We start from the raw sequence: 26045 nt of genomic DNA on the forward strand, positions 1-26045 counted from the left end.
CCCTTCCCGATCTCCGGCAGCCTCCAACGCTGCGATCCAGCTCGAGGCATCCGCGAGCCTTCCCGTTCAGCAGCATTTGCGCCGCCACCGTCCCGGTCAGCGCCTCCCCCCCCGGGCGCCCCCCCCCCACCCCGCCCCCCCCCCCGCCCCCCCGGGCCCCCCCCCCCCCCCCCCCCCCCCCCCCCCCCCCCCCCCCCCCCCCCCCCCCCCCCCCCCCCGCCCCCCCCCCCCCCCGGGGGGGGGGGCTGAATGCGTTGCCCCTTCTGCGGAAATGAAGACAGCCAGGTGAAGGACAGCCGCCCCACCGAGGACGGGGCGGCGATCCGGCGCCGGCGGCAATGCGAGGCGTGCGCGGCGCGCTTCACCACCTTCGAACGCATCCAGCTCCGCGACCTGACCGTGGTCAAGAGCGGCGCCAATGGATCGGAGGGGCGGCGCGAGCCGTTCGAGCGCGACAAGCTGGTGCGATCGGTCTCCACCGCCGCGCGCAAGCGACCGATCACCGCAGCGCAGATCGAGCGGCTCGTTTCGGGCATCCAGCGCCAGTTGGAGACGCAGGGCGAGAGCGAGATCCCGTCGCAGCGGATCGGCGAGCTGGTGATGGAGGGGCTGAAGGGTCTCGATTCGGTCGCCTATATCCGCTTCGCCTCGGTCTATAAGGACTTCCGCGAGGCGAAGGATTTCGAGGAATTCGCCGGCAATGTGACCGAGGTGGCGAAAGGTTGAGCCAGCCCCCCGTCATCGTCCTCGTACGCCCGCAGCTCGGCGAGAATATCGGCAAGGCCGCCCGCGCGATGCTCAATTTCGGGCTTGTCGAGATGCGGCTGGTCTCGCCCCGCGATGGCTGGCCCAATCCGAGCGCCGGCCCGGCCGCCAGCGGCGCGGATATCGTGCTCGAACGCGCGCAGATCTTCGAGACCGTAGCCGATGCGGTCGCCGATTGCGCTTATGTCTATGCCACCACGGTGCGCAAGCGCGGCGTGACCAAGCCGGTGGTGACGCCGGAAGAAGCCGCCCGCGACGTGCGCGCCGCGGAGGGTCGCTCCGCGATCCTGTTCGGCCCCGAGCGATCGGGGCTGGAGACCGACGACGTCGCGCTGGCCCGGACGATCATCACCGTGCCGATCAATCCCGAGTTCGGCTCGCTCAACCTGGCCCAGGCAGTGATTCTGGTCGCCTATGAATGGTCGAAGGGCGCCGCGCTGGCGAGCCCGCCGACGACCGATCTCGATCCGCCGGCGCCGCAGGACGAGCTGGAGGGCATGATCGGCCAGCTCGAAGCGATGCTCGATCAGTCGGGCTATTATTTCCCGCCCGATCGCGTGCCGACCACGCGCCGCACGCTGCGCACCTTGCTCACCAAGCCGGGCTGGACCTCGCAGGAAGTGCGCACGCTGCGCGGCGTGCTTTCCGCATTGCGAGGCAGGAAACTCCACAGAAACGAATGAATGTTTTGGCGCGCCGCAATAGATTTTCGCCGGCCAGCTTCTTTTCGCAGCTGCAAAAAATAGCTATGAGACCGGCTCTTGATTGGAGTCTTTTAGATGCGCCTTCTTCCTCTGATTGCCCTGCTCACCTTCGCCGCACCCGCCCTTGCTCAGCAGCAAGCGCCGACTCAGGCTGCTGAACAGCCGAAAGACGACAAGCAGGTCTGCCGCAGGATTCCGGTGACGGGCTCCAATTTCGGCAAGCGGGAATGCCACACCAAAGCCGAATGGGCACAAATTCATGCGGCCGATCAGGAAAATGCCGCTCGCGCGCTCGATAATCGTCGCGCAGCCGGAGGCAATAGCGGCCTGTAAGCGCCGCGCTCAGCGCCGATCGAACTGCTCCAGTTCATACGCGATCGAAGCCTCGACCAGCCGCTCCCAGAGATCGGCGATCGGGGCTTCGGGTATGCCGGCGGCCCGGGCATGCGCGCGCGCATTCTGGATCACCTGCGCCTTGCGGCCCTCGTCGCGCACCAGTCCGCGCTCGGGCTTGATGCGCGCGGCGGCATCCATATAGCCGAACCGGCGCTTGAGCAGATCGACCAGCGCGCGGTCGACCGCGTCCACGCCGGCGCGGACTTCGAGCATCGTGGTGCAGGCTTCAGGATCGATCGTTTCGTGCATGACCGCTCCCTTGGCTCGGTGCCGCGCCGCTGTCCAGCTTGACACTCCGTCGCTTGGCCGCTAACCGCGCGCCTTCGCATTGGCCCCGCACCCCGGTGAAGCGGTGGCCCTGCCCTCCCCACAAAGGATCAGCAGGCGGACACCGGGACCAACGTTGTTAGCATTTGCAAAGGATTAGACATGTCGAAGCGCAGCAGCGCCAAGCACAAGCTCGACCGCCGGATGGGCGAGAACATCTGGGGTCGCCCGAAGAGCCCGGTCAACAAGCGTGAATACGGCCCCGGCCAGCATGGCCAGCGCCGCAAGGGCAAGATGTCGGACTTCGGCATCCAGCTCCGCGCCAAGCAGAAGCTCAAGGGCTATTACGGCGACATCACCGAGAAGCAGTTCAAGCGCTCGTATGAAGATGCGTCGCGCATGAAGGGCGACACCGGCCAGAACCTGATCGGCCTGCTCGAGATGCGCCTCGATATGATCGTCTATCGCGCCAAGTTCGCGCCGACGATCTTCGCCGCGCGCCAGCTGGTCAACCACGGCCATGTCCGCGTGGGCGGCGAGAAGTGCAACATCGGCTCGCGCCGCATCAAGCCCGGCGAGGAAGTCTCGCTGAGCCCCAAGGCGCAGGAAATGGCGCTGGTGATGGAGGCGCAGAGCCTCTCCGAGCGCGACATCCCCGATTATGTGGTGCCGGACGGCGCCTCGAAGATCACCTTCACCCGCGTGCCGACGCTCGACGAAGTGCCGTATCCGGTGAAGATGGAGCCGAACCTGGTCGTCGAGTTCTACTCGCGCTGATCGGCCGATCCGGCTGGAGAAAGAGGGGCGGTCCTGCGGGGCCGCCCTTTTTCGTTCCGGCTCGGCCACCTTGCCGCTGGTCCGCGGCGCTGCCAAAGTCGCATCCGTTCCTTTCCGCAGGAGTCTGCATGCGCCTCGCCCTTTACGCCGCCCTGCTGCTCGCCAGCGCATCCGCCTCGGCCCAGACCGCGCCGCAGATCTCGCTCGACACCTTGAAGGAGGTGACCAAAACCCTCTCCTCCGACGCCTTCGAGGGCCGCGCCCCGGCGACCCCGGCGGAGGACAAGACGGTCGCCTACCTGATCGAGCGGTTCAAGGCGGCGGGGCTCCAGCCCGGCAATCACGGGAGCTGGGTGCAGGACGTGCCGCTGGTCCAGATCAACGCGAGCAATGTCGCACCGCTGACCTTCACCGGGGGCAAGACCCCGATCGCACTCCAATATCGCAAGGACGCCGTGCTCGCCACCTATCAGGTGGTGCCGCACGTCGCGCTCAAGGACAGCGAGGTCGTCTTCGTCGGCTATGGCATCAACGCGCCCGAACGCGGCTGGAACGACTATGCCGGCGTGGACGTGAAGGGGAAGACCGTCGTCATCCTGGTCAACGATCCCGACTGGCAGACGATGACGCTCGACGGCCCCTTCGGCGGCCGTGCGATGACCTATTATGGCCGCTGGACCTACAAGTTCGAGGAAGCCGCGCGCCAGGGCGCCGCCGCCGCGATCATCGTCCACGATACCGAGCCCGCCGCCTATCCCTGGGGCGTGGTCGAATCCTCCTGGACCGGCCCGCAACTCGAACAGGATACGCCGGGCGACCATATGGACCAGTCCCAGGCGATCGGCTGGATCCAGCAGGATTCGGCCAGGGCGCTGTTCGTCTCCGCCGGCAAGGATTACGCCGCGCTGATCGAAGCCGCGAAGCACAAGGGCTTCAAGGCCGTGCCGCTGGGCGTGAAGGCGTCGACGAGCTGGGACAACGGCATCCGCCGCCAGGCATCGAAGAATGTCATCGGCATCCTGCCCGGCAGCGCGAGGCCCGACGAAATTGTCCTTTATTCCGCGCATTGGGACCATCTCGGCCACTGCGCGCCGGTGAAGGGCGACGGCATCTGCAACGGCGCGCTCGATAATGCCTCGGGCTCGGCGGCGCTGGTCGCGCTGGCCGAGGCGCATGCCAAGACGGGACCGGCCAAGCGCAGCCTGGTCTTCCTGTCGGTCACCGCCGAGGAATCGGGCCTGCTCGGCTCCAAATTCTATGCCGAGAATCCCGTTTATCCGCTCGCCAAGACGGTAGGCGGCGTCAACATGGACGGCATCAACATCGTCGGCCCCGCCAAGGATTTCGTGCTGGTCGGGGTCGGCAAGTCCGAGCTCGAGGATCTGGTGAAGCCCTTCGTCGCCGCGCAGGGCCGCGTGATCGTGCCCGAGCCCTCGCCCGAAAAAGGCGGCTATTACCGCTCCGACCATTTCAGCTTCGCCAAGCTGGGCGTGCCGATGCTCTATGGCGAGAGCGGCGAGGATCTGGTGAAGGGCGGCAAGGCGGCGGGCCACGCCGCGTCCGAGGATTATACGATCAACCGCTATCACAAGCCGCAGGACGAATATGATCCCAATTGGGACTGGAGCGGCGGCATTGAGGATCTGACGATCTATTACGGCCTCGGCCGCCAGCTCGCCGAGGGTTCGGCCTGGCCCAACTGGTATCCGAGCGCCGAATTCCGCGCAGTGCGAGACAAGAGCCGCGCGGGGCAGTGAAGAGACGGAACCGTACCACCTTTCCTCGTCATCCCCGCGAAAGCGGGGATCCAGAGCCAAAAACGGGATCGCTCGCGACTCCTGGATCCCCGCTTTCGCGGGGATGACGCGTAGGGAGTCATACCGCGCCTTCCCCCTGCCACCGCTTGGAGCTAATGCCCCGCGCATGACTCTCCCCCCTCCCCCCGAATGGGCGCCGCACGACGCCGTCTGGATCGGCTTTCCCAGCCATCGCGACCTGTGGGTCGAAGACCTGGAGCCTGCCCAGGCCGAAGTCGCCGCCTTCGTCCGCGCCGTCCATGCCGAGGGGCGTGGCGAGCGGGTGATCCTGGTCGCCGCCGATGAGGAAGCCGCCCGAACCGCCGAGGCGCTGGTCGGCCCGGCGGCGCGCGTGGTGACCGAGCTGTTCGGCGACATCTGGCTGCGCGATACCGGCGCGATCGTGTCCGGCAACGGCGTCGCGCAGGATTTCGCGTTCAACGGCTGGGGCGCCAAATACGATCTCGAAGGCGACGACGATATCGGCCTGCGCCTCGCGCGGCGCGAGCAGCTCCAGGTCGTGCGCCACGGCTGGATCCTGGAAGGCGGCGCGATCGACGGCGATGGCACCGGCCTTGCGGTCACCACCGAGCAATGCCTGCTCAACCACAATCGCAACCCCGGGCTGACCAAGGCCGAGGTCGAGGCGCGCCTTGCCGCAGATCTCGGCTATTCGCGCGTGCTGTGGCTCGGCGACGGGCTGCTCAACGACCATACCGACGGCCATGTCGACAATCTCGCCCGCTTTATCGGCGAGAACCGGCTGCTGATCCCTGAGGCGGTGGAGAATGATCCCAACTGGCGCGTCTATCAGGACGCGGCCCAACGCGCCGAGGCGTTCGGCGTCGAAGTGGTCCGCTTCCCCTCGCCCGGCCGCGTGATCGCCGATGAAGAGGTGATCCCGGCGAGCTATATGAACTTCTATATCGGCAATGCCGCGGTGGTGGTGCCGCTCTACGGCCAGGCGAACGACGATGCCGCCGTCGCCGCGCTCGAAAAGCTGTTTCCGGGCCGCACCATTGCAGGCCAGCGCGCCGATCATATCTTGACGGGCGGCGGGAGCTTCCACTGCATCTCGCAGCAAATCCCGCGTTTCTGAGGAACGAGATGACCGAGATCACCGTCGGCGCGCTCCAGCTCGCCTTCACGAACGATATCGACGCGAACATCGCGCGCGTATCCGGGATGGTGCGCGAGGCGGCCGCACGCGGTGCGCAGGTCGTGCTGCCGCCCGAATTGTTCGAGGGCGAATATTTCTGCCGCGTCGAGGACGAGGGCCTGTTCGCCAACGCGAAGCCAACCCACGAGCACAAGGCCGTGCTCGCGATGCAGAAGCTCGCCGAGGAGCTCAGGATCCACATCCCGACCAGCTTCTTCGAGGCGGACGGGCCGCACCATTACAACAGCCTCGCGATGATCGGCCCGGACGGCAAGGTCGCCGGCGTCTATCGCAAGAGCCACATTCCCGACGGCCCCGGATATGAGGAAAAATTCTATTTCCGCCCCGGCAATACCGGTTTCAAGGTGTGGGACGGGCCAGCCCAGGCCAATGGCGCCAAGCTCGGCGTCGGCGTCTGCTGGGACCAATGGTATCCCGAGACCGCCCGCGCGATGATGCTGATGGGGGCCGAAGTGCTCTTTTACCCCACCGCGATCGGCAGCGAGCCGCACGACCAGAGCCTCGACACCGCCCGGCTGTGGCGCCGCGCGATGGTGGGGCATGCCGTCTCCAACGTCGTGCCCGTGGTGGCCGCCAACCGCGTCGGCACCGAGCATGGCCAGACCTTCTACGGCACCAGCTTCATCACCGACGAGCGCGGCGACATCCTGGCCGAGCTGGGCCGCGAGGAAGAAGGCGTCATCACCGCGACGATCGACCTCGATCGCGTCAAGCGCCACCGCGCCGCCTTCGGCTTCTTCCGCGATCGGCGGCCGGAGCTCTACGGGCGGCTGGTGCAGGACATCTGAAGCTACTCGATCGGGCGGCTTGCCAGCCCCGGCCGGCAAGGCGCATCCTCGGCGTCAGGCCAAGGAGCGACCCCGATGGACGATCCCGAACTCCCCGACGCGAGCAAGCTCACCCGATCCAAGCAGCGCTGGGCGAGCGAAGGCAAGTTCCTGACCGGCCATGCCTCGCGCCCCGAGGCGGAGCGGCTGCCGCCGGGCCAGCACCTCGTTCGCGACTGGCCGATCCTCGATCTTGGCCGCCAGCCCGACATATCGCGCGAGCGCTGGCGGCTGGAGATCAAGGGGATGGTCGATCGCCCCGCCGCGCTCGACTGGGCCGCATTCCTGGCGCTGCCCCAGACCCGGCTATCGAGTGACATCCACTGCGTCACCACCTGGTCGCGCTACGACAATGACTGGCAGGGGGTGCTGACCCGCGACCTGCTCGATCACGTCCAGCCGCGCGACGAAGCCGGGTTCGTCATGCTCCACGGCTATGACGGCTATACCACCAACGTACCGCTCGCCGATTTCGCCGCGCCCAACGCGATGCTGGTCCATGGCTGGCAGGGCAAGCCGCTGGCGCGCGAGCATGGCGGGCCCGTGCGAGTGGTGATCCCGCACCTCTATTTCTGGAAGAGCGCCAAATGGGTGCGCGGGATCGAGATGATCGGCGCCGACAAGCCCGGCTTCTGGGAGGTCAACGGCTATCACATGCGCGGCGACCCCTGGGCCGAGGAGCGCTACAGCTAGCCGCGCATCGCCTCAGCGCTGATGGCGGCCGACATCCTCGCGGATCTTCACCGGCACGTCGCAGCCATTCTCGCGCCGCAGCACCGGATAATATTGGTTGGCGAGCGGCTCCTGCGCGAGCGAACGCGGACGCACGTCCTCGGCGGGCTTGCCGGCGAACTGCGTCTTGGCATCCTGGCATTTGGCGGCGGGGCGGGCCTCGGGGGCCGGCTTCTTGTCGCCATCACGCGCCATCGCAGCGGTGGGGAACAGGGCGAGAGCGAGTATGACGATACGCATGAGCGGCCTCCTTCACTTGCCCGCATCGCATAGCAGATCGCACCAAACGAAGCGAGTGCGGAGCAGGACTACAGATACCGCTCCACCTTTGCACGCAGCACGCGGACAAGCTCGGGATCCATGCATTCGTAATCGTCCGGGATATCGAGACAGATCACGCGCGCATGCTTGGGCACGGCGCGAAAGCGCTTCCGGAGCTTGATGCGATGTGTGCGCTCCATCACGAAGATGATGTCGGCCCATTCGACCAGTTCGCCAGCGAGGGGGTTTTCCGCATCGTGACTGGTGCCGGCCGAGCTCGCCTCGATCCCCGGATGGCTGGCAAAGACCTGTTCGGCGGTGGGGCTGCGCAGCCGATTCTGGCTGCACATGAAGAGGATGTTCCTCACCGCCGCAATTCCAGCGCCCGCGCGAACACCGCCTCGAACATCTCCGGCGTAAGGCGCCCGGTATTCTGGTTGTAGCGCGAGCAGTGATAGCTATCGATCAGCATCTGCCCGGCCGGCATGCGATGTTCGGCGAGATGCCCGAAGCGCGCCTTGGGCAGCCGGCCACCCATCGCCTTCACCGCCGACTGGTGGGCGATCTGGCCGAGCGCGACCACGACCGGCGCGGCAAGCTGCCCGCCCAGATAGTCGCGACAGGCATGAATTTCGGCGGGGACCGGCTTGTTGCCCGGCGGCAGGCAGCGCACCGCGTTGAGGATCAGCACGCCCTTCGGCCCCCCCTCCACCGCCAGCCCGAATTTCGCCAGCGTCGCGAACAGCAGGTCGCCCGAGGCATCGCCGGTAAAGGCGCGGCCGGTGCGATTGGCGCCGTGCCTGCCCGGCGCGAGGCCGATGATCGCCAGCCACGCATCCGGATCGCCAAGCGCGGGAACGGGCGCATTCCACCAGTCCGGCTGCTCGACGCGCAGCGCCTCGCGCACCGCGACGAGGCGCGGGCAGCGCGGGCAATCGCGATGCGGCTCGGGGCTTGGCGCGGGCATGGCGGCGGGATAGGCCGCAAGGCGTGACGAGGACAAGCTACGCCATCGCGATCGGATCGAATCGCCGCGGGCGCCACGGCGGCCCCGAACGCGAGGTCGCGGCGGCGATGGCGGCGCTGGGCACTCTCTCGGCGCGGTCCCCCATCCTCGGCACGCCGCCGCTCGGCCCGTCGAACCGCCGCTTCGCCAACGCCGCCGCGATCCTCGATAGCGACGAGACGCCTCCCGAACTGCTCCGCCGACTGAAGGCGATCGAGCGCGATTTCGGCCGGCGGCGCGGTCGCATCTGGGGGGCGCGGGTGATCGATCTCGACATCGTCCTATGGTCGGGCGGCGCCTGGAGCAGCGCCGGGCTGACCGTGCCGCACCCACGCTTTCGCGAGCGCAGGTTCGTGCTCGATCCGCTGCTGCGCGTGGCCCCGGCATGGCGCGACCCCGTGTCCGGCCTGACGGTCCGCCAGTTGCGCACGCGGTTGACCCGCCCTACCCCTGCGCCTAGGTGAGCGCGCTGGTGTGGGTCCGTAGCTCAGTCGGTAGAGCAAGCGACTTTTAATCGAGAGGTCATGGGTTCGAATCCCATCGGACCCACCACCCCCCAACAAAAGTCTCGGTAATTCAGCCTTCCAATCGATTGGCATGCCCAAGCCAATCGCCACGGTTAGAGATTTCCCTTGTCGAACGACGCCCCTCGCTCCGCTGTCGATCGATGCCTATGCCAGCACGGCGTCCACCGGGCGCCGCGGCGAGAAGGGAAGCGTCGGGCCATGGCCGAAGCGCATGACGAGATCGGGCCGCCTTCCAGGCTCACCGATCAGCGCCGCCAGCGCGCCGCGCAGGCCCGCCACTTCGACGGGCTGGTTGACGAAGGCGTGCTTGAGCCCGAGGCTGGTGGCGGTCAGCGCGAAACGCTGGCAGGCGCGGCCGACCCGCATCCAATGCTCCCGGTCCGCCCGCTCGCCGACGAAGATCGCCAGGCCCGCCGATGAATCGATCTGCCGCGCATATCGGTCCCCCTCCCCCTGCGCGGTGAAGAACAGGTCGAGCGCGGGGCCACCGAGAACGGTCGGCAGCACGGGATTTCCGCTCACCGCCGAGAACAGTCCGTCGCCCGTGGCGGCGGCGCTGCGCGGATTGAAGCGGAGCCAGTGCTTCAGCTCGCGCAGGAATGCCGGATCGGCCATCTGCGCGTGGTTGCCGGCAACCACGAGGTCGCGGATCCGGCCGATCCGCGCGCGCTCGGTGACCAGGATCACCCGGACGCCGGGCATCGCCGCGGCGCGCTCGAGCATGGCGAGATCGGCGGCGGAGACCGGGCGGCCGTCATAATCGGCACGGGTGGATTGCCGCTTCGGTATCGCGTCGAACAGCGGATCGGGCCTCCCCGGGGCGGTCGACAGCAGAACGCGCACGCCACTCGGCGTGACCTCGACTTCGCCGGGCCGTCCCGCCGCCGCGGCGGCAATGGCGAGATTTTCGGCCGCGCATCCCAGGCTCACGAACAGATGATGATCGTCCGGATCGACCACGGACGTCCGCCGGCCATAGTCCGGCATCAGGTCCATGGCGTTGCCCTCCACCCGGAACCGCCAGGGCTGCGTGTTGTGGCTATTGGCCGCGAGCGTCGCGTAGCGGATGAGTTCCCGGACCTGCGGTTGCGGTTGCGCCGCCAAGGGCGCACGCAGGCGTCGCGCATATGCGTCATAGTCCGCCATCGAGCCGATCGACGATCGCCAGGCAACCGCGCCCGATCCGGCAAGCACGGCCGCGCCGCCGGCCCCGATCAGAAAGGCTCGCCTGTTCATACCCACCTCATCGCCAGAACCGTTTCGCGTCGATCAGGGCCTCATGCGCGTCGGCCGCAGCGTCCAGCAGCGCCTTCTTCCTGCCGCCGGCAAGCAGTTTCGGCGCCTGGGGATCGTCGGCCAACCCGAGCGCTTCCAGCACATGCGGCGCCATCGCCAGGTCATTGAGCGCGCCGAGCTGGTCCTGAAGCGCTTCCAGCGCGGCAAGGAACGCCCGGTATCGCCGCTTCTCGCGCTTGCGCTCGAACAGCGCGGCGAAGAACTCCACCGCATAGCGCAGCTTCTTGGCATCCTTGCGGACCTCGTGCCGGGTCGCATCGTCCGCACCCGCGAGATCGCGTCCGCCCTTCTTCACCCTGCGGCGAAAGCGGCTCAGCGCGGTGACGGCAAATTCGCGCACCGGCTGGTTGCGCTCCGCCTCGGTGTCGGGCGCATCCAGCCAGTCGCCGGTCGCGGTCCATTCCGCAAGGTCGAGCATCAGCGCCCGCACCCGCGACGATGCTAGCACGGCCTCGACCCGGCCATAGGCCGCCTCGCGCGCCGCCCCGATCCGATCGCGCAGCGCGCCGGGGCTGGTGCGATCAAGCAGCACGTCGAGATTACGGGCGTCGCCGAGTTCCGAAGCGAGCCACCGCAGTTCCTCGCCGAGCTTCGTCTTGGCACCCCCGCCGATCACCGGCTTGAAGATCGAGAAGGCCGAGCGCAGTCGGCGTAACGCCACGCGCGCCTGATGCAGCGCCCCGGCGTCCCGGCCGGCCAGCAACAGTGCTTCGTTCAGCCGGAACTGCCGCACGCAATTCTGGAGGATCTGCTGAAATGCCCGTGCCGCCGTCATGTCGCTGCCCAGTGCCACCGGCTCGGCCTTCACCGCCGGCGCAGCCGGCCGAGCGAGCCGATAGCCGCGTTCGGCCTTGGTCTGCACGCCGAGCCGGACCGGCACGACCGCGTCGATGCGGCGCGCGAGCGCGAACAACGCGACCGGGTCGCCCTGTTTCAGTTCAAGCTCGATCTCGCAGATCGGGGATGTCCGATCGCCGGCCATTGCTTCGCCACGATCCAGAACCATCTCGATGGTCGCGCCATCCTGGCCGAGAAGCCATGTGCGCCGCGCCATCCGCACCGCGAATACAGGCGCAATCGCATCCGCCGAATCGCCGAGCAGCGCCCGGATCGGCGTCGTATCGTCCAGAATCGGCTGATCGTCCTCGACGGCGCATTCCCATTCGGGACGCACGAACAGGCCGGCGGTGCCGGGGCCGCTCGCCTTCACGGTCTGGATGCGCGTGCCGCCCGAACGGCGGATGCGAAGCGAAAGCCCCTTCTTCGCCAAGGCGCGATCCGGCGTGTCGAAATAGATCGACTGCTGCTCGACCGCTTGAGACGCATCGGGCACCAACGCAGAGGCTTCGAATGCATCGGCGGCATCAGGCGTCAGTTCGAGCTTCAGTTCGATTTCGTCCGCCAACCATGCCTCCACTTTCACGCCGCCCGGGCCGGACAGCGTCAGGAAATGCGGCGCCGGACCAGCATTTCGGTAGGAGACCCGACGACAGGGATCATCTCGAACCCGGCCTCCCGCTCGAGCGCCAGCGCCGCCTGGTTCTCGTTGCTCTCCGTCGATTCGACGAACTGGATCCCCTCGGCGCGCGCATAGCGCATCACATGCTCGACCAGCGTCCAGCTCACGCCCTTGCCCTTGTACCCTTCGCGCACCGCGATCGCCAGTTCGGCGCGGACGCCATCGGGATCGGCGGCGAGCATCGCGCTGGCCACCAGCGTCTCGCCGGCAAAGGCGAGGAAGTTGATCGTGCGGCTGTAATCGACCTGGGTCATGGGCACGAGCCGGTCGCGGCCGACCTCGCGCAGCCCGGTGAGGAAGCGGAAACGCAGATCGTCGGCGCTCATGTCGCGGAACAGCTCATCGAGCAGCGCCTCGTCGTCGGGCACGACCGGCCGGACATGCAGCGCCAGCCCGCTGCGCGTGACGAGGTCGGCGGTCCATTCGACCGGCACCGGCCGGATGACCAAGCGCGATTCGCGCCCCTCCTCCGCGATCCGCGCGCGCGCATCGATCGCGATCACCCCCTTCGCCGTGGCGACGAGCGGATTGATGTCCAGCTCGGCGATCTCGGGGAAATCGACGGCGATCGCCGAGACCGCGTTGAGCGCGCGGACGATCGCGGCACGGTCCACGGGCGGCACGTCGCGATAGCCGCGCAGCAGGCGGGCGATGCGCGTCGCGTCGATCATCTCGCCGGCCAGCGCGTCGTCGAGCGGCGGCAGGCCGAGCGCGCGGTCGCCCAGCACCTCCACCGCCTTGCCGCCCGCCCCGAACGCCAGCACCGGGCCGAAAGTGGCGTCTTCGGCCAGGCCGAGCAGCAGTTCCTGCCCGTCGCCGGTGACGATCATCGGCTCGATCTCGAAGCCGTCGATCACGGCCTCGGGATGCGCGGCCAGGATCCGGTCGCGCATCTCGCGCGCGGCAGCAGCCGCCGCCTCGGGCGCGGCGAGCCCGAGCGCGACGCCGCCCACATCCGATTTATGGCTGAAATCGGGGGAAACGAGCTTAAGCGCGAAGGGCGGCGTGAGGCACGCACAAGTCTCCACCACCTGCTCCGGCGTGGCGGCCACCCGGCTCTGGACGACGGGCACGCCATAAGCGGCGAGCAGATCCCTGGTCTCGGCGGCGCTCAGCACCGTGCGGTTCTGGCCGCGCGCCGCCTCCACCACCCGGCGCGCGCGCTCGCGATCCGCTGGCGCGACGCTGACATGCGCCGGCGCGCGCATCGCCGCCTCGCGGTTGCGTCCGGCCTGGACGAGATAGCCGAAGCCGCGCACCGCATCGTCGAGATTGTCGAACAGCGGCACGTTCGCCGAATCGAAGATGGCGCGCACCGCCGCCGCATTCTCGCTGCCCATCCAGCAGGCGATCACCGGCTTATGCGCGGGCTGCTCGCCGAGCGCCGCGACCACACCCTGCGCGATCTCGATGCCGGTGGCGACGGCGGTCGGGCAGTGCATGACGAGCATCGCGTCCACCTGCGGATCGGCGAGCACGGCGCGGGTGGCGGCGGTGAAACGCTCGGGACGCGCGTCGCCGACCAGGTCCACCGGATTGGCGCGGGACCAGTCGGCGGGCAGCGCGGGATCGAGCGCCGCGATAGTCTGGGGCGAGAGCGGGGCGAGCGTGCCGCCCGCCGCCGGCAGCGCATCGGCCGCGAGCACGCCGGCACCGCCGCCGTTCGAGACGATCGCCAGCCGTTTGCCGCCGCGCGGCCGGATGCGGCAAAGCACCTGGGCGGCGTCGAACAGCTCGGTCAGGCTGTCGACCAGGACGATGCCGGCGCGGTGGAAGGCGGCGGCATGGACGTCATAGGCACCCACCAGCGCGCCGGTATGCGACAGCGCGGCCTTGCCCGCAGCGGCGGTGCGGCCGGCCTTGATCGCGATCACCGGCTTGATCCGCGAAGCGGCGCGGGCCGCGGACATGAACTTGGCGGCGCCGGTGACGCCTTCGATATAGAGCAGGATCGCATCGGTGCGCGCATCCGCGGCGAGCATGTCGATCAGGTCGCCCAGATCGACATCGGCCATGTCCCCCGCCGAGATGACGGCGGAGAAGCCGACATGCTTGTCCGCCGCCCAATCGAGCATCGCCGTCACCAGCGCGCCGCTCTGCGAGACGAAGGCCAGCCGCCCCGGCGCGGCACCGCGCGGCGCGAACGAGGCGTTGAGGCCGATATGCGGCAGCAGGATGCCCAGGCAGTTGGGGCCGACGATGCGGAGCGTGTGGACGCGCGCCGCCTCCAGCATCGTGGCGCGGAGCGCGGGATCGTGCAGCCCCGACGAGATCACCACCGCGGCGCGGACGCCCCTGGCGCCGAGATCGGCGATGACGCCCGGCACCGTGACGCCCGGCGTGACGATCACCGCCAGGTCCGGAACCTCGGCCAGCGCCGCGATCGAGGGCGCCCATTGCGCGCCGGCGCGTTCGACCGGCTTGGGATTGACCGCATGCACCGTGCCGCCGAAGCCGCCCTGGAGGATGTTGTCGAGCACATGCTGGCCGAGCGAGCCGGGCCGGGTCGAGCCCCCGATCACTGCTACGCTGCGTGGGTGGAACACGGCGTCGAGATTGCGGGTCGTCATGCTGTCGCTCCGGGCTGGATCCGCGTCTCCTCAACACGGATCCTGCACGCGCTGCGATAAGTAGAGAACCCAATGTCCGCGGGCTGATGCCGGATTCGGCCCGTTAAGTAATCTACCCAATGGAGCGTGGCGGCCGAACGGCGGAGGGTTCCCATGCCGAAACGGAGGAATCACCATGCCAGTCGATCGGCCCGCACAGCCCGGCACTGCCGACCCGCTTCATGCATCGATCGCATGCGGCGAGGCGGCTTGCCAATTGCCCTTCATCGTCTTCGCAAGCTGGTGGAATGCGGTCGTGCAGCCCGTGCTCGAGCTGCATCCCCATCGCACCCACCCGTCCGGTTCCGAGGATCATCAACTGGTGGTGCCGGAGCCGATCGAAGAGGAGGGCGAGCACGCGCTCTTCGCCTGAGCCGCCTCCGTTCTGCGGCGATCCCATTTTTGCCGAAGGAGTGTCCCGATGAACGACGTGACCAATGTTCCCGCCAAGCGTGCCGCGCAGTCGCCGTTCGGCTGGCTCCGCACCGAGATCGATCGGCTGTTCGACGATTTCGCGCCCGCCCGCAGCGCCTTTAACTTCGGGCTGAGCGGTTTCGCGCCGGTCCCCGCGCTCGAAATGGCTTCGGGCGAGAAGGAATATCGGCTGACCGCCGAGCTGCCCGGCATGAAGGATGAGGATGTCGAGCTGAGCGTGGCCGACGGCGTGCTCACGATCAAGGGCGAGAAGCGCTCGGAGCAGGAGCACAAGGACGGCGGCTATCTGCTGAGCGAACGCAGCTATGGCAGCTTCGAGCGGCGCGTGACGCTTCCCGCCGATATCGATACCGATCAGATCGCCGCAGCGTTCCACAACGGCGTGCTGACGATCACGCTGCCGCGCAACGCCGAAGCGACCGAGCGCACGCGCAAGATCGCGATCAGCAGCAGGGGTTGAGGCGCCGCCTCATGTCCTCCTCCGCCGCGCAACACCCCCAAGCGGCGGAGGAGGATAGCCAACCCTTCTGGGCGATGCCCGACGACCGGCTGGCTGCGCGACTCGCGTCCGGCCCCGGCGGCCTGACGACGGACGAGGCGCGCGCGCGGCTCGTCCGCTATGGCCCCAACCGGCTCGACGAGAGCCGCCGCACATCGGCGTTGCGCCTTCTCGCGCGGCAGTTCGCCAGTCCGCTGGTGCTGATCCTGATCTTCGGGGCGGGCGTGTCGCTGGCGCTGCGCCAATGGGTCGATGCCTCGATCATCCTCGCGATCGTGCTCGGCAGCGGGCTGCTGAGCTTCTTTCAGGAATATCGCGCCTCCCGGGCCGTGCTGGCGCTGCGCGAGCGGCTGGCGCTCGCCTCGCGCGTGGTGCGCGACGGCGTCGAGCAGTCGGTGCCGGCCGCGACTTTGGTGCCGGGCGATGTGGTGCGGCTCGCGGCGGGCAGCCTTGTCCCGGCCGATGCGCGCGTGCTCGAAGCCGAAGACTTCCTCGTCACCGAAGCAGCGCTGACGGGCGAATCGCTGCCGGTCGAGAAGCACGCCGGGATCGTTCCCGCCGACGCATCCGCCCCGGCGCGGACCAACGCGGTGTTCATGGGCTCGTCGGTACGCAGCGGCACGGCGCTGGTGCTCGTCGCCGAGACGGGACGGCAGACCCGGTTCGGCGCGATCGCCGCGCACTTGCGCCAGGCCGAGCCCGAGACCGATTTCGCGCGCGGCGTGCGGCATTTCGGCACGATGCTGCTGCGCGTGATGATCGTGATCGTGCTCGGCGTGCTGACGGTGAATCAGTTGCTCGGGCGGCCGATCGCCGAGTCCCTGCTCTTCGCGGTCGCGCTCGCGGTGGGGCTGTCGCCCGAGCTCCTGCCGGCGATCGTCAGCGTCACCCTCTCCGCAGGCGCGCGCCATCTGGCGAAGGGCGGCGTGATCGTCCGCCGGCTCGAATCGATCGAGAATCTCGGCAGCATGGACGTGCTGTGCACCGACAAGACCGGCACCCTCACCGAGGGTTGCGTGTCGCTCGCCGAGGCATTGGGGCCGGACGGGCAGCCGAGCGCGCGGGCGCGCGAAGCCGGCTTCCTCAACGCCGCGTTCGAGACCGGCATCGCCAACCCGCTCGACGCCGCGCTCTGCGAGGCGGCGGCGAAACAGGGCTGGATGCCGGGCGCCGCCGCCAAGCTGGACGAGATCCCCTATGACTTCCAGCGGCGCCGGCTGAGCATCGTCCTGGGCGATCCGGCGGGCGGCGCACGCCTCGTGACCAAGGGCGCCTGCGACGACATGCTCGCAATATGTACTCAAGTGGCGCTGGGCGACGGCATCGCCTCGCTCGACGATGCGGCCCGCGCCCGGCTCGAAGCGCTGATCCGCGCGCAGGGAGAGGCGGGCTTCCGCGTCCTGGCCGTCGCCGAGCGCGCGCTGGCGACGGACGGACCGTGGCGGCGCGAGGACGAGCGCGACATGGTGTTCCTGGGGCTGCTCGTCTTTCTCGATCCGCCCAAGCCCGATGCCGCCTGCACCATCGCCGATCTCGCGCGGCTCGGCATCGCCGTGAAGGTCATCAGCGGCGACAACCGCCATGTCACCGCGCATGTCGCGGCACAGGTGGGCCTCGACGCCGCGTCGATGCTGACGGGCGCGGAGATCGACGCCATGACCGATCCCGCGCTTGCCCATGCCGCGGCGCGCACGCGGCTGTTCGTCGAGATCGACCCGCAGCAGAAGGAGCGGATCGTCCGCGCGCTCCAGCGCGCCGGCCATGTGGTGGGTTTCCTGGGCGACGGGATCAACGACGCGCCCGCGCTCCACGTCGCCGATGTCGGCATCTCCGTCGATCAGGCGGTCGACGTCGCGCGCGAGAGCGCCGACATCATCCTGTTGCATCGCGACCTCGACGTGCTGCGCCAGGGCGTGGAGGACGGGCGGCGGACCTTCGCCAACACGCTCAAATATATCGCGATCACCACCAGCGCCAATTTCGGCAATATGGTGAGCATGGCGGTGGCGACGCCGCTGCTGCCCTTCCTGCCGCTGCTGCCCAAGCAGATCCTGCTCAACAACTTCCTGTCCGATCTGCCCTCGATCGCGATTTCCACGGACTGCGTAGACCCGGAGCATGTCGAACAGCCGCAGCGCTGGGACATATCCGAGATCCGGCGGTTCATGATCGTGTTCGGGCTGGTCAGCTCCTGCTTCGATGCGCTCACCTTCGCCTTGCTGCTGTTGGTGCTCCATGCGGATGCCGCGCTGTTCCAGACGGTGTGGTTCCTCGTCTCGCTGCTCACCGAGCTGGCGGTGCTGCTGGTGCTGCGCACGCGGCGCTCGGCGCTGCGCAGCCGTCCGAGCCGGCTGCTGCTGTGGAGCACCATCGCGGTCTCGGCGGGTGCTCTGGCGCTGCCCTGGACGGGCGAGCTGGCGCGGCTGTTCGGCCTGGTGCCGCTTTCGGCCGGGATGCTCGGCATGAGCCTGGCGATCGTGCTCGGCTATGCGGTCGCGACCGAGGCCGCCAAGCGGTTCTTCTACCGGCGTGCGATCGGATCACGGCCCGGTGCCATCCGCGACGTCCCGAAGCCGGGGCTCAAGGCACCACGAGCACCGGGCAACTCGCCAGCGAAGTGAGCTTCTGCGACACGCTTCCCAGCAGCAGCCCCGCCAGCCGGCCGCGCCCTCGCCGCCCGACCACGATAAGGTCGATACCCTCGCGATCGGCTTCCGCGATGATCGCCGCCGCCGGATCGCCCCAGACGAAACTGTGCCGCACGCGCACGGCGCCCACGCCCGTCGCGCGTGCGGCGGCCGCGGCGACGACCTGCTCGGCGGCGCTGTCGAGCGCGCTTCCGATATCGCCTTCGGCACGGGCGAACCTGCGCATGTCCTCGGCGGGCAGCTCGCCGGCGACGGTGAGGATCAGCAATTCCACGCCGAGCCCCAGCGCGAGCTGCGCCGCGAAATCGACGGCACGATCCGCTCCGTCGGAGCCATCGGTGGCGACCATGATCTTCTGCATTGGCGAAGTCCTCCGGTTTCGCGCCGCTCCCAATGCCGGATGCGGACGGTTTCGACCGGAGCTTCGCACATCTCCCTCCGCCGGACGTCTTGTGGGCAACACGTATTTCGCGCGCGGCGCGGCCGCGCCTAGATCGCCGCTCCCGCCCGCCAAGAAGGACGTGCCATGGCTTCCCATCCCCTTCCTGCCGAGCAACTGCCCGATCCCTTCGAAGAGACCGCCGCGCTGGTGGATCGGCTGGCGGTGGCGCAGGTGGCGCAATGGACCAACGGCATCTCGCCCGCCGCGCTGGCGGAAGCCTATTTCGACTGGGCGAGCCACCTCGCGCTCGCGCCGGGCAAGCAGGCGCATCTGGCGACCAAGGCCGCGCGCAAAGCGCTGCGGCTGATGCACTTCGCCGCGACCAACCGGCCCTGGGCGCCGGCCGCGCCGGTGATCGCGCCGCTGCCGCAGGACCATCGCTGGGACGATCCGGCCTGGGCGGACCAGCCCTATGCGATGTGGCAGCAGAGCTTCCTGTTGTTCCAGCAATGGTGGGACGCGGCGACGCGCGACGTGCGTGGCATGGACCCGCACCATGCGCGGGTGGTCAATTTCGTCGGGCGCCAGATCCTCGACATGCTCGCGCCGTCCAATTCGATCCTCACCAATCCGGCGCTCCAGCGCCGCATCGCCGAGACCGGCGGCACCTGCCTGATCGAAGGCATGCAGCTTCTGCGCGAGGATATCGAGCGCGCCGTCCGCCACTGCCCGCCGGTCGGTGCCGATGCCTATATGCCAGGCGAGCAGGTGGCGGTGACGCCGGGGCAGGTGGTGTGGCGCAACGAGCTGATCGAGCTGATCCAGTACGCGCCGGCCACGGGCGAGGTCCGGCCCGAGCCGGTGCTGATCGTGCCGGCGTGGATCATGAAATACTACATCCTCGACCTGTCGCCCGAGAACTCGCTGGTCCGCTGGCTGGTGGGCCAGGGCTATACGGTCTTCATGATCTCGTGGCGCAATCCGGACGGATCGCTGCGCGACCGGGACATGGAGGATTACCGGCGGCTCGGGCCGATGGCCGCGCTCGACGCGGTGCAGGCGATCACGGGCGCGCCCAAGGTCCATGGCGTCGGCTATTGCCTGGGCGGCACGCTGCTCGCGATCACGGCGGCGGCGATGGCGCGCGACGGCGACGACCGGCTGGCGAGCATGACGATGTTCGCCGCGCAGACCGAGTTCAGCGAGCCGGGCGAGCTGGGGCTGTTCATCGACCCTTCCGAGCTGGAATTCCTCGACGAGATGATGTGGACGCGCGGCTATCTCGATAGCTGGCAGATGGCGGGCACTTTCGAGCTGCTGCGTTCGAACGACCTGATCTGGTCGCGGCTGATCGGCGAATATCTGATGGGCGAGCGGCCGGCGATGAACGACCTGATGGCCTGGAACGCCGACGGCACGCGCATGCCCTATGCGATGCATAGCGAGTATCTGAGGCGGCTGTTCCTGAACGACGACCTGGCCGAGGGGCGTTTCCCGGTGGACGGGCGGCCGGTGCGCCTTTCGGACCTGCACCTGCCGATCTTCTCGGTGGGAACCGAGACCGACCATGTCGCGCCATGGCATTCGGTCTACAAGCTGCACCTGCTGACCGACAGCGAACTGACCTTCCTGCTCACCTCGGGCGGGCACAATGCCGGGGTCGTCTCGCCGCCGGGGCATCCGCGGCGCCATTATCGCGTGCTTACCCGGCCCGAGCATGGCTCCACTCTCGATACCGAGAGCTGGGAACGTCAGGCCGCGCCGCATGACGGCTCGTGGTGGCCCGAATGGGGGGCGTGGCTGGATGCGCGTTCGGGCGATCCGGTGGCACCGCCGCCGATGGGCGCGCCGGACAAGGGCTATCCGGCGCTGGAGCCCGCGCCCGGAGGCTATGTCCGCCAGCCTTGAAGGGCTGGGGTTTGTCCTTTCCAATTTGGATCGTCATCCCGGCGCAGGCCGGAATCCAGAGCCAGGCAGGCCTTCGTTCAGTTTCAATCCTCCCCGAGCTTTGCTCGGGGAGGGGGACCGCCAAAGGCGGTGGAGGGGCCGGCCGAAGGCCGGAGAACCGTGCGGCACTGGACAACGGCGCCTTCGCCGCCGCCCCTCCACCATGCTGCGCATGGTCCCCTCCCCCAGCAAGCTGGGGGAGGATTGAAATTCAGGCCATGTATTGCCCGCCATTCACCGAGATCGTCGCCCCGGTGACGAACCCCGCATCCTCCGAGCAGAGGAAGGCGATGCAGCGGGCGATCTCGTTCGGCTCGGCGAGGCGGCCGACCGGGATCTTGGCGACGATGCCGGCCAGGACGTCCGCCGGCACGGCCTTCACCATATCCGTGTCGGTATAGCCCGGCGCCACCGCATTCACGGTGATGCCGCTGCGCGCGCCCTCCAGCGCCAGCGCCTTGGTGAAGCCCAGCACGCCTGCCTTGGCCGCCGAATAGTTGGTCTGGCCGAACTGGCCCGCCAGACCGTTGATCGAGCTGACGTTGACGATCCGGCCCCATTTGCGCGCGCGCATCCCGCCATAGACGGCATGCGCCATGTTGAAGCAGCCGATCAGATCGACCTCGATCACTTCGCGCCATTGCTCGGGCCGCATCTTGGCGAAGCTCGCGTCGCGAGTGATGCCGGCATTGTTGACCAATATGTCGACCGGCCCCAGCGCCGCCTCCACCTTGGCGATGCCGTCGACGCACGCCTGATAATCGGCGACCGACCATACGAACGCCGGGATGCCCGTCTCCTGCTGGAAACCGGGCCCATGCGGATCGCCCTCGGGATAGGTGGCGGCGACGGCGCAGCCGAGCTGCTGCAACGCCCGGCAGGTGGCGGCGCCGATGCCGGTGACGCCGCCGGTGACAACCGCCACGCGGCGGGATTGGGGTATGGAAGCCATGGTCAATACTCCTTGTGGGGAAAGGGTCAGGCCATCGTGTTGATGGCCTTGCGGAACTGGGCGAGCGCGATCGCGTAGAAGACCGCGCCGATCGCGAGGATCGCGAGAAGCTGCGGCCAGACCACGCTGATATCGGCGCCGCGATAGAGGATGCTCTGGGCGAGCCGGACGAAATGGGTGGTCGGCGCGGCCAGCATCACGTCCTGGACGAATACCGGCATGCTCTCGCGCGGGGTGCTGCCGCCCGAAAGCAGCTCCAGCGGCACGATCGTCAGGATCACCAGCAGCCCGAATTGCGGCATCGATCGTGCGAAGGTGCCCAGGAAGATGCCCATCGAAGTGGTGGCGAACAGGTGCGCGGCGGCGCCCAGCAGGAACAGCGCCACCGATCCTTCGATCGGCACGCGCATCGCCCCCTGCACGATCAGCGTGAGCGAGAACCAGGTGGCGACCAGCACCACCAGTCCCATCGACCAGACCTTGGCCGCCATGATCTCGAACGGCGTCACCGGCATCACCAGCAGATGCTCGACCGTGCCATGCTCGCGCTCGCGGATCAGCGCCGCGCCGGTGAGGATGATCGAGAGCAGGGTGACATGGTTGATGACCTGCATCACCGCACCGAACCAGAGCGAGGTCAGGTTGGGATTGAACCGCGATCGCACCGCGACGTCGGCGGGCAGGGCCTCCGTCCGGCCGTTCCGCGCGGCGAAGGTCGCCACCTCGGTGCCGATGATCCGCTGGACATAGGCGTTGCCCGAGAAAGCCTGCGCCATGCGCGTCGCATCGACGTTGAGCTGGATCGCCGGTCCGCGCCCGGCGAGCAGGTCACGCTGGAAATTGGGCGGGATGTCGAGGACGAAGGTATAGAGGCCCTGGTCCATCGCCGCGTCCACGTCGCGCTGGGCGATCATCGCCGGCGGATTGAAGAAGGGCGGGTAGAAGGCGCTCGCGATCCGCTGCGAGAGCTGCGATCCATCCTCGTCGACGATCGCAATAGGCGCCTTGTTGAGCGTCTCCGGGATGCCGGTGGCGGCGACATAGACCGATCCGGTGAAGGCCCACAGGATCAGCACGACCATCATCCGGTCGCGCCACAGGCTGCGCAGCTCCTTGATCCCCAGCCGCCAGATGTTCGCCAGCCGCATCGCTCAATGCTCCTGCTTGCGGACCAGCGCGATACCGGCCGCCATCAGCACGGGCGCGGTGATCGCGAGCGCGAGGAAGGCGCCGGGCAGGTCGGCGATCCCCAGCGCCTTGCAGAAGACGCCGCGGCTGATCGTGAGGATATGGGTGGCCGGATAGATCGTGCCGATGAAACGCCCCGAACCCTCCAGCGAGGTGACGGGGGTCAGCATGCCGGAGAATTGCACCGCCGGGATGATCGTGACGATCGCGGTGCCGAAGATCGCGGCGATCTGGCTGCGCAGGAAGGTGGAGCAGATCAGGCCGATCGCGGTGGAGCTCAGCACGAACAGCAGCGCCCCCAGCGTCAGCGCGAACAGGCTGCCCTTCAGCGGCACGCCGAACACCGTCACCGCCAGCACGGTGAGCAGCGCGAAGTTGAGCATCGCCAGCGCGACATAGGGAAGCTGCTTGCCCAGCAGGAACTCGGCGCGGGTGACGGGGGTGACGTAGAGATTGACGATCGATCCCAGCTCCTTCTCGCGCACCACGCTGAGGGCGGTCAGCATCGAGGGGATGAGCAGCAGCAGGATCGGGATCACCGCGGGCACGATCGCCACCAGGCTGGCGACGTCGGGATTGTAGCGATAGCGCGTCTCGATCCCCGCCAGCCCGAGCGACGGCCGCACCCCCAGCTCGCGCATCGACAGGTCGGTCAGCCAGGAAAGATGCATCGCCTGCACATAGGAAAGCACCGTCTCCGCCCGGCTGGGCATCGATCCGTCCACCCACATGCCGACCGAGACGGGCGTGCCGCGCTGCATGTCGCGCGCGAAATGCTCGGGGATCTCGACGACGACGCTCAGTTCGCCGTCGCGCATCCGCCGATCCAGCTCGGCATAGCTATGGACCGGCGCATGCTCGACGAAATAGCGCGAGCCGGACAGGTTGAGCGCATAGTTCTGGCTGGTCGTCGTCCCGTCGCGGTCGAGCATGGCGAAGGTCAGGTTCTCGACATCCAGGCTGATGCCGTAGCCCATGATGAACATCAGGATGATGCTGCCGACCAGCGCCAGCGTCGCGCGGATCGGATCGCGGCGCAGCTCCAGCGCCTCGCGCCGGCTGTAGCTCAACATGTGGCGCAGGCTGAAGCGGACAGGCCTATCCGTCCGCGCGGGCCCGGCCGCGACCAGCGGCACGGCGGCGGGCGCGTCGTCGATCACGGCGCCGTCGCCATCGAACCCGCCCATGCGGCGCAGATGGCCGATGAACGCCGTCTCCAGGTCCGGCGCGCCGCTCGCGCGCACCACCTCCGCCGGGGTGTCGGCGGCGAGCACCTTGCCCATGTGCATCAGCGCGATGCGGTCGCAGCGCTCGGCCTCGTTCATGAAGTGGGTGGAGATGAAGATCGTCACCGCATCCTTGCGGGCGAGGTCGATCATCATCTGCCAGAAGGCGTCGCGCGCGATCGGATCGACGCCGGAGGTCGGCTCGTCGAGGATCAGTATCTCGGGCGCGTGGATCATCGCCACGGCGAGGCTCAGGCGCTGGCGCTGGCCGAGCGGCAGGCTGTCCGGATAGACGTCCATCAGCCCGGCCAGGCCGAAGCGATCGGCCATTTCCGCCACGCGCGCGGCGATCCGGTCCTCGGGCACATGAAAGAGCCGGGCGTGCAGTTCCAGATTCTGCCGCACCGTCAGCTCGGTGTAGAGCGAGAAGCTCTGCGACATATAGCCGACCCGCTTGCGCGTCTCGATATCGCGCGGGTCGACGGCGCGGCCGAGCAGCAGCGCCTCGCCCTCGCTGGCGGGGAGCAGGCCCGTCAGCATCTTCATCGTCGTGGTCTTGCCGCAGCCGTTCGAGCCGATGAAGCCGAAGATCTCGCCGCGCTCGATGCGGAAATCGACATGATCGACCGCGGTGAAGGCGCCGAAACGCTTGGTGAGCCCGCGCGCCTCGATCGCCGGGGTGCCGTCCACCGACGGATCGCGGGGCGGGATCGTCACCGCATGATGCTCGCGCCGCCGCTCCTCGGGCAGCAGCGCGATGAAGGCTTCCTCCAGGCTCGCCGTGCCGGTGCGCGCGCGCAGCTCGGCGGCGGTGCCGGTGGCCAGCACCCGGCCGGCATCCATCGCCACCAGATGATCGAAGCGCTCGGCTTCCTCCATATAGGCGGTGGCGACGAGCACGCTCATCCCCGGCCGGCTCGCGCGGATGCGGTCGATCAGCTCCCAGAACTGGACGCGCGAGAGCGGATCGACGCCGGTGGTCGGCTCGTCGAGCAGCAGCAGGTCGGGATCGTGGATCAGCGCGCAGCACAGGCCGAGCTTCTGCTTCATGCCGCCGGAGAGCTTGCCCGCCGGCCGGGTGCGGAACGGCGCGAGGCCGGTCGCCTCCAGCAGCGCGTCGATCCGCCGCTCGCGCTCGGCGCGATCCTGGCCGAACAGGCGCGCGAAGAAGTCGATATTCTCGAACACCGAAAGCGTGGGGTAGAGATTCTTGCCCAGCCCCTGCGGCATATAAGCGATGCGCGGGCACACGCGGCGCCGGTGCCCGGCATCGGCCATGTCGCCGCCCAGCACCTCCACCCGGCCTTCCTGGATCGCGCGGGCGCCGGCGACGAGCGCGAACAGGCTCGACTTGCCCACCCCGTCCGGCCCGATCATCGCCACGGTGCGACCGGCGGGCAGGTCGAGATCGACTCCGTCGAGCGCCGCCGTGTCGCCGAAGCGCAGGCGCACGCCGGAAAGCCGGGCGGCGTATCCGGTCATTTGCCGGGCGTCAGCGCGAGCTTGGCGGGCCAGGGCTTTGCGGAATCGATCCGCACATAGGCCATGCCCGGCATTCCCGATTTCACCAGATTGCGGAAGCGCGCGAGCAGCGCCGGATCGATCGAGGCGCGCACCCGGAACATCAGCTTCTGGCGCTCGTCCTTGGTCTCCACCGTCTTGGGGGTGAACTGCGCGACATCGGCGACGAAGGAGATGCGGGCGGGGATCACCCGGTCCGGCGCGGAATCGAGCACGATCCGCGCCTCGTCGCCCAGCCCGACCCGGCCCACCGCCTGCTCGGGCAGGAAGAAGGTCAGGTAGACGTCGCTCAGGTCGATGAGGTTGAGCACCTTGCCGCCCGCGCCGACCACTTCGCCGGGCTCGGCGATGCGATACTGGACGCGGCCCGAGCGCGGCGCGCGCAGCACCGCGTCGCCGATATCGGCATCGAGCCGGTGGATCGCCGCCTGCGCGGCCTCGACATTCGCTTTCGCCCCGGCGACCTGCGAGCGCGCGGTGGCGACCGCCGCGCCCCCTCCCTCGCCCCGCCCCGGCGGGCACCCCCCGCCCGCCCGCCCCCCTGCGCCCCGGGCGGGCTCGCCCCCCGTCCCCCGCCGGCGGCGC

Annotated in this window: 25 protein-coding genes and 1 tRNA gene; 14 read left to right on the forward strand and 12 right to left on the reverse strand. The window is 68.6% G+C overall.

Annotated features, from left to right (window positions below; all coding sequences use genetic code 11):
• Nucleotides 1-249 precede the first annotated feature (249 nt).
• The 3 genes from nrdR (at nt 250) to HB724_RS17680 (ending at nt 1802) form a co-directional block, all read left to right on the forward strand.
• Complete coding sequence (gene nrdR, locus HB724_RS17670) at nt 250-726, forward strand: transcriptional regulator NrdR (protein WP_213982264.1); 477 nt, start codon at nt 250-252, stop codon at nt 724-726.
• The gene (locus HB724_RS17675) at nt 723-1448 is read left to right on the forward strand and encodes an RNA methyltransferase (protein ID WP_213982265.1); all 726 of its coding nucleotides are present in this window, start codon (nt 723-725) and stop codon (nt 1446-1448) included. The genes nrdR and HB724_RS17675 overlap by 4 nt, the downstream gene beginning before the upstream one ends.
• Before the next feature lie 96 nt (nt 1449-1544).
• Nucleotides 1545-1802 (forward strand): hypothetical protein, encoded by a 258-nt coding sequence (locus HB724_RS17680; protein ID WP_213982266.1) that lies wholly within the window; start codon nt 1545-1547, stop codon nt 1800-1802.
• Between the two features lie 9 nt (nt 1803-1811).
• On the opposite strand, the gene HB724_RS17685 is transcribed toward HB724_RS17680, so the two are convergent.
• Nucleotides 1812-2114 (reverse strand): chorismate mutase, encoded by a 303-nt coding sequence (locus HB724_RS17685; RefSeq protein ID WP_213982267.1) that lies wholly within the window; start codon nt 2112-2114, stop codon nt 1812-1814.
• 180 nt (nt 2115-2294) lie between these two features.
• On the opposite strand from HB724_RS17685, the gene rpsD reads away from it, so the two are divergent.
• The 5 genes from rpsD (at nt 2295) to HB724_RS17710 (ending at nt 7405) form a co-directional block, all read left to right on the forward strand.
• Nucleotides 2295-2909: a 30S ribosomal protein S4 gene (gene rpsD / locus HB724_RS17690; RefSeq protein WP_213982268.1), complete on the forward strand. Its 615-nt coding sequence runs from the start codon at nt 2295-2297 to the stop codon at nt 2907-2909.
• 128 nt (nt 2910-3037) lie between these two features.
• On the forward strand, nt 3038-4666 hold the full coding sequence (locus tag HB724_RS17695; protein WP_213982269.1) for a M28 family metallopeptidase: 1629 nt from the start codon (nt 3038-3040) through the stop codon (nt 4664-4666).
• Nucleotides 4667-4832: 166 nt separating this feature from the next.
• A complete protein-coding gene (locus HB724_RS17700; protein WP_213982270.1) occupies nt 4833-5804 on the forward strand; it encodes an agmatine deiminase family protein in 972 nt (323 codons plus the stop codon).
• A gap of 8 nt (nt 5805-5812) precedes the next feature.
• A complete protein-coding gene (gene aguB / locus HB724_RS17705) occupies nt 5813-6673 on the forward strand; it encodes an N-carbamoylputrescine amidase (protein WP_213982271.1) in 861 nt (286 codons plus the stop codon).
• Nucleotides 6674-6748: 75 nt separating this feature from the next.
• On the forward strand, nt 6749-7405 hold the full coding sequence (locus tag HB724_RS17710; RefSeq protein WP_213982272.1) for a sulfite oxidase-like oxidoreductase: 657 nt from the start codon (nt 6749-6751) through the stop codon (nt 7403-7405).
• A 12-nt stretch (nt 7406-7417) separates the two neighbouring features.
• Here the strand turns inward: HB724_RS17710 and HB724_RS17715 are convergent, their stop codons facing one another.
• The 3 genes from HB724_RS17715 to HB724_RS17725 all read right to left on the reverse strand — a co-directional run bounded on the left by HB724_RS17715 (nt 7418) and on the right by HB724_RS17725 (nt 8672).
• Complete coding sequence (locus HB724_RS17715) at nt 7418-7684, reverse strand: hypothetical protein (protein WP_213982273.1); 267 nt, start codon at nt 7682-7684, stop codon at nt 7418-7420.
• Between the two features lie 68 nt (nt 7685-7752).
• The gene (locus HB724_RS17720; protein WP_213982274.1) at nt 7753-8055 is read right to left on the reverse strand and encodes a phosphotyrosine protein phosphatase; all 303 of its coding nucleotides are present in this window, start codon (nt 8053-8055) and stop codon (nt 7753-7755) included.
• A gap of 14 nt (nt 8056-8069) precedes the next feature.
• Nucleotides 8070-8672, reverse strand: coding sequence for a uracil-DNA glycosylase (locus HB724_RS17725; RefSeq protein WP_213982275.1), 603 nt, complete (start codon nt 8670-8672; stop codon nt 8070-8072).
• A gap of 23 nt (nt 8673-8695) precedes the next feature.
• Between HB724_RS17725 and folK the strand changes: the two genes are divergently transcribed.
• Nucleotides 8696-9175, forward strand: coding sequence for a 2-amino-4-hydroxy-6-hydroxymethyldihydropteridine diphosphokinase (gene folK / locus HB724_RS17730; protein ID WP_213982276.1), 480 nt, complete (start codon nt 8696-8698; stop codon nt 9173-9175).
• 12 nt (nt 9176-9187) lie between these two features.
• Nucleotides 9188-9263, forward strand: a tRNA-Lys gene (locus tag HB724_RS17735).
• A 119-nt stretch (nt 9264-9382) separates the two neighbouring features.
• Here HB724_RS17735 and HB724_RS17740 read toward each other — a convergent pair.
• The 3 genes from HB724_RS17740 to HB724_RS17750 are packed head-to-tail and all read right to left on the reverse strand — an operon-like array spanning nt 9383 to nt 14623.
• Nucleotides 9383-10474 carry a nitroreductase family protein gene (locus tag HB724_RS17740; RefSeq protein WP_213982277.1) on the reverse strand — a complete coding sequence of 364 codons (1092 nt, stop codon included), beginning with the start codon at nt 10472-10474 and terminating at the stop codon, nt 9383-9385.
• Between the two features lie 7 nt (nt 10475-10481).
• The gene (locus tag HB724_RS17745; RefSeq protein ID WP_213982278.1) at nt 10482-11939 is read right to left on the reverse strand and encodes a CHAD domain-containing protein; all 1458 of its coding nucleotides are present in this window, start codon (nt 11937-11939) and stop codon (nt 10482-10484) included.
• 38 nt (nt 11940-11977) lie between these two features.
• Nucleotides 11978-14623 carry a bifunctional acetate--CoA ligase family protein/GNAT family N-acetyltransferase gene (locus HB724_RS17750; protein WP_213982280.1) on the reverse strand — a complete coding sequence of 882 codons (2646 nt, stop codon included), beginning with the start codon at nt 14621-14623 and terminating at the stop codon, nt 11978-11980.
• A gap of 175 nt (nt 14624-14798) precedes the next feature.
• Between HB724_RS17750 and HB724_RS17755 the strand changes: the two genes are divergently transcribed.
• Genes HB724_RS17755 through mgtA form a run of 3 tightly spaced genes read left to right on the forward strand, consistent with a single transcriptional unit; the run spans nt 14799 to nt 18217 of the window.
• Nucleotides 14799-15035: a hypothetical protein gene (locus tag HB724_RS17755; RefSeq protein WP_213982281.1), complete on the forward strand. Its 237-nt coding sequence runs from the start codon at nt 14799-14801 to the stop codon at nt 15033-15035.
• Between the two features lie 48 nt (nt 15036-15083).
• Nucleotides 15084-15557, forward strand: a complete 474-nt coding sequence (locus HB724_RS17760; protein ID WP_213982282.1) for an Hsp20/alpha crystallin family protein — start codon at nt 15084-15086, stop codon at nt 15555-15557.
• A gap of 11 nt (nt 15558-15568) precedes the next feature.
• Nucleotides 15569-18217, forward strand: coding sequence for a magnesium-translocating P-type ATPase (gene mgtA, locus HB724_RS17765; protein WP_213982283.1), 2649 nt, complete (start codon nt 15569-15571; stop codon nt 18215-18217).
• Here the strand turns inward: mgtA and HB724_RS17770 are convergent.
• The gene (locus tag HB724_RS17770) at nt 18177-18605 is read right to left on the reverse strand and encodes a universal stress protein (protein ID WP_213982284.1); all 429 of its coding nucleotides are present in this window, start codon (nt 18603-18605) and stop codon (nt 18177-18179) included. The genes mgtA and HB724_RS17770 overlap by 41 nt on opposite strands.
• Nucleotides 18606-18770: 165 nt before the next feature.
• Between HB724_RS17770 and HB724_RS17775 the strand changes: the two genes are divergently transcribed.
• Nucleotides 18771-20534 carry an alpha/beta fold hydrolase gene (locus HB724_RS17775; protein ID WP_213982285.1) on the forward strand — a complete coding sequence of 588 codons (1764 nt, stop codon included), beginning with the start codon at nt 18771-18773 and terminating at the stop codon, nt 20532-20534.
• A 250-nt stretch (nt 20535-20784) separates the two neighbouring features.
• Here the strand turns inward: HB724_RS17775 and phbB are convergent, their stop codons facing one another.
• From phbB to HB724_RS17795, 4 genes are all read right to left on the reverse strand, one after another.
• Entirely contained in the window at nt 20785-21525 is a 741-nt protein-coding gene (gene phbB, locus HB724_RS17780) for an acetoacetyl-CoA reductase (protein WP_213982286.1), read from the reverse strand.
• A 26-nt stretch (nt 21526-21551) separates the two neighbouring features.
• Nucleotides 21552-22673 carry an ABC transporter permease gene (locus HB724_RS17785; protein WP_213982287.1) on the reverse strand — a complete coding sequence of 374 codons (1122 nt, stop codon included), beginning with the start codon at nt 22671-22673 and terminating at the stop codon, nt 21552-21554.
• A gap of 3 nt (nt 22674-22676) precedes the next feature.
• Nucleotides 22677-25421 (reverse strand): ribosome-associated ATPase/putative transporter RbbA, encoded by a 2745-nt coding sequence (rbbA, locus tag HB724_RS17790; RefSeq protein ID WP_213982288.1) that lies wholly within the window; start codon nt 25419-25421, stop codon nt 22677-22679.
• The coding region (locus HB724_RS17795; protein ID WP_213982289.1) for an HlyD family efflux transporter periplasmic adaptor subunit at nt 25418-26045 on the reverse strand (628 nt) is incomplete at its 5' end. The genes rbbA and HB724_RS17795, both read right to left, overlap by 4 nt.

Source organism: Sphingomonas sp. dw_22 (assembly GCF_018449795.1).
GTDB lineage: Bacteria > Pseudomonadota > Alphaproteobacteria > Sphingomonadales > Sphingomonadaceae > Sphingomonas.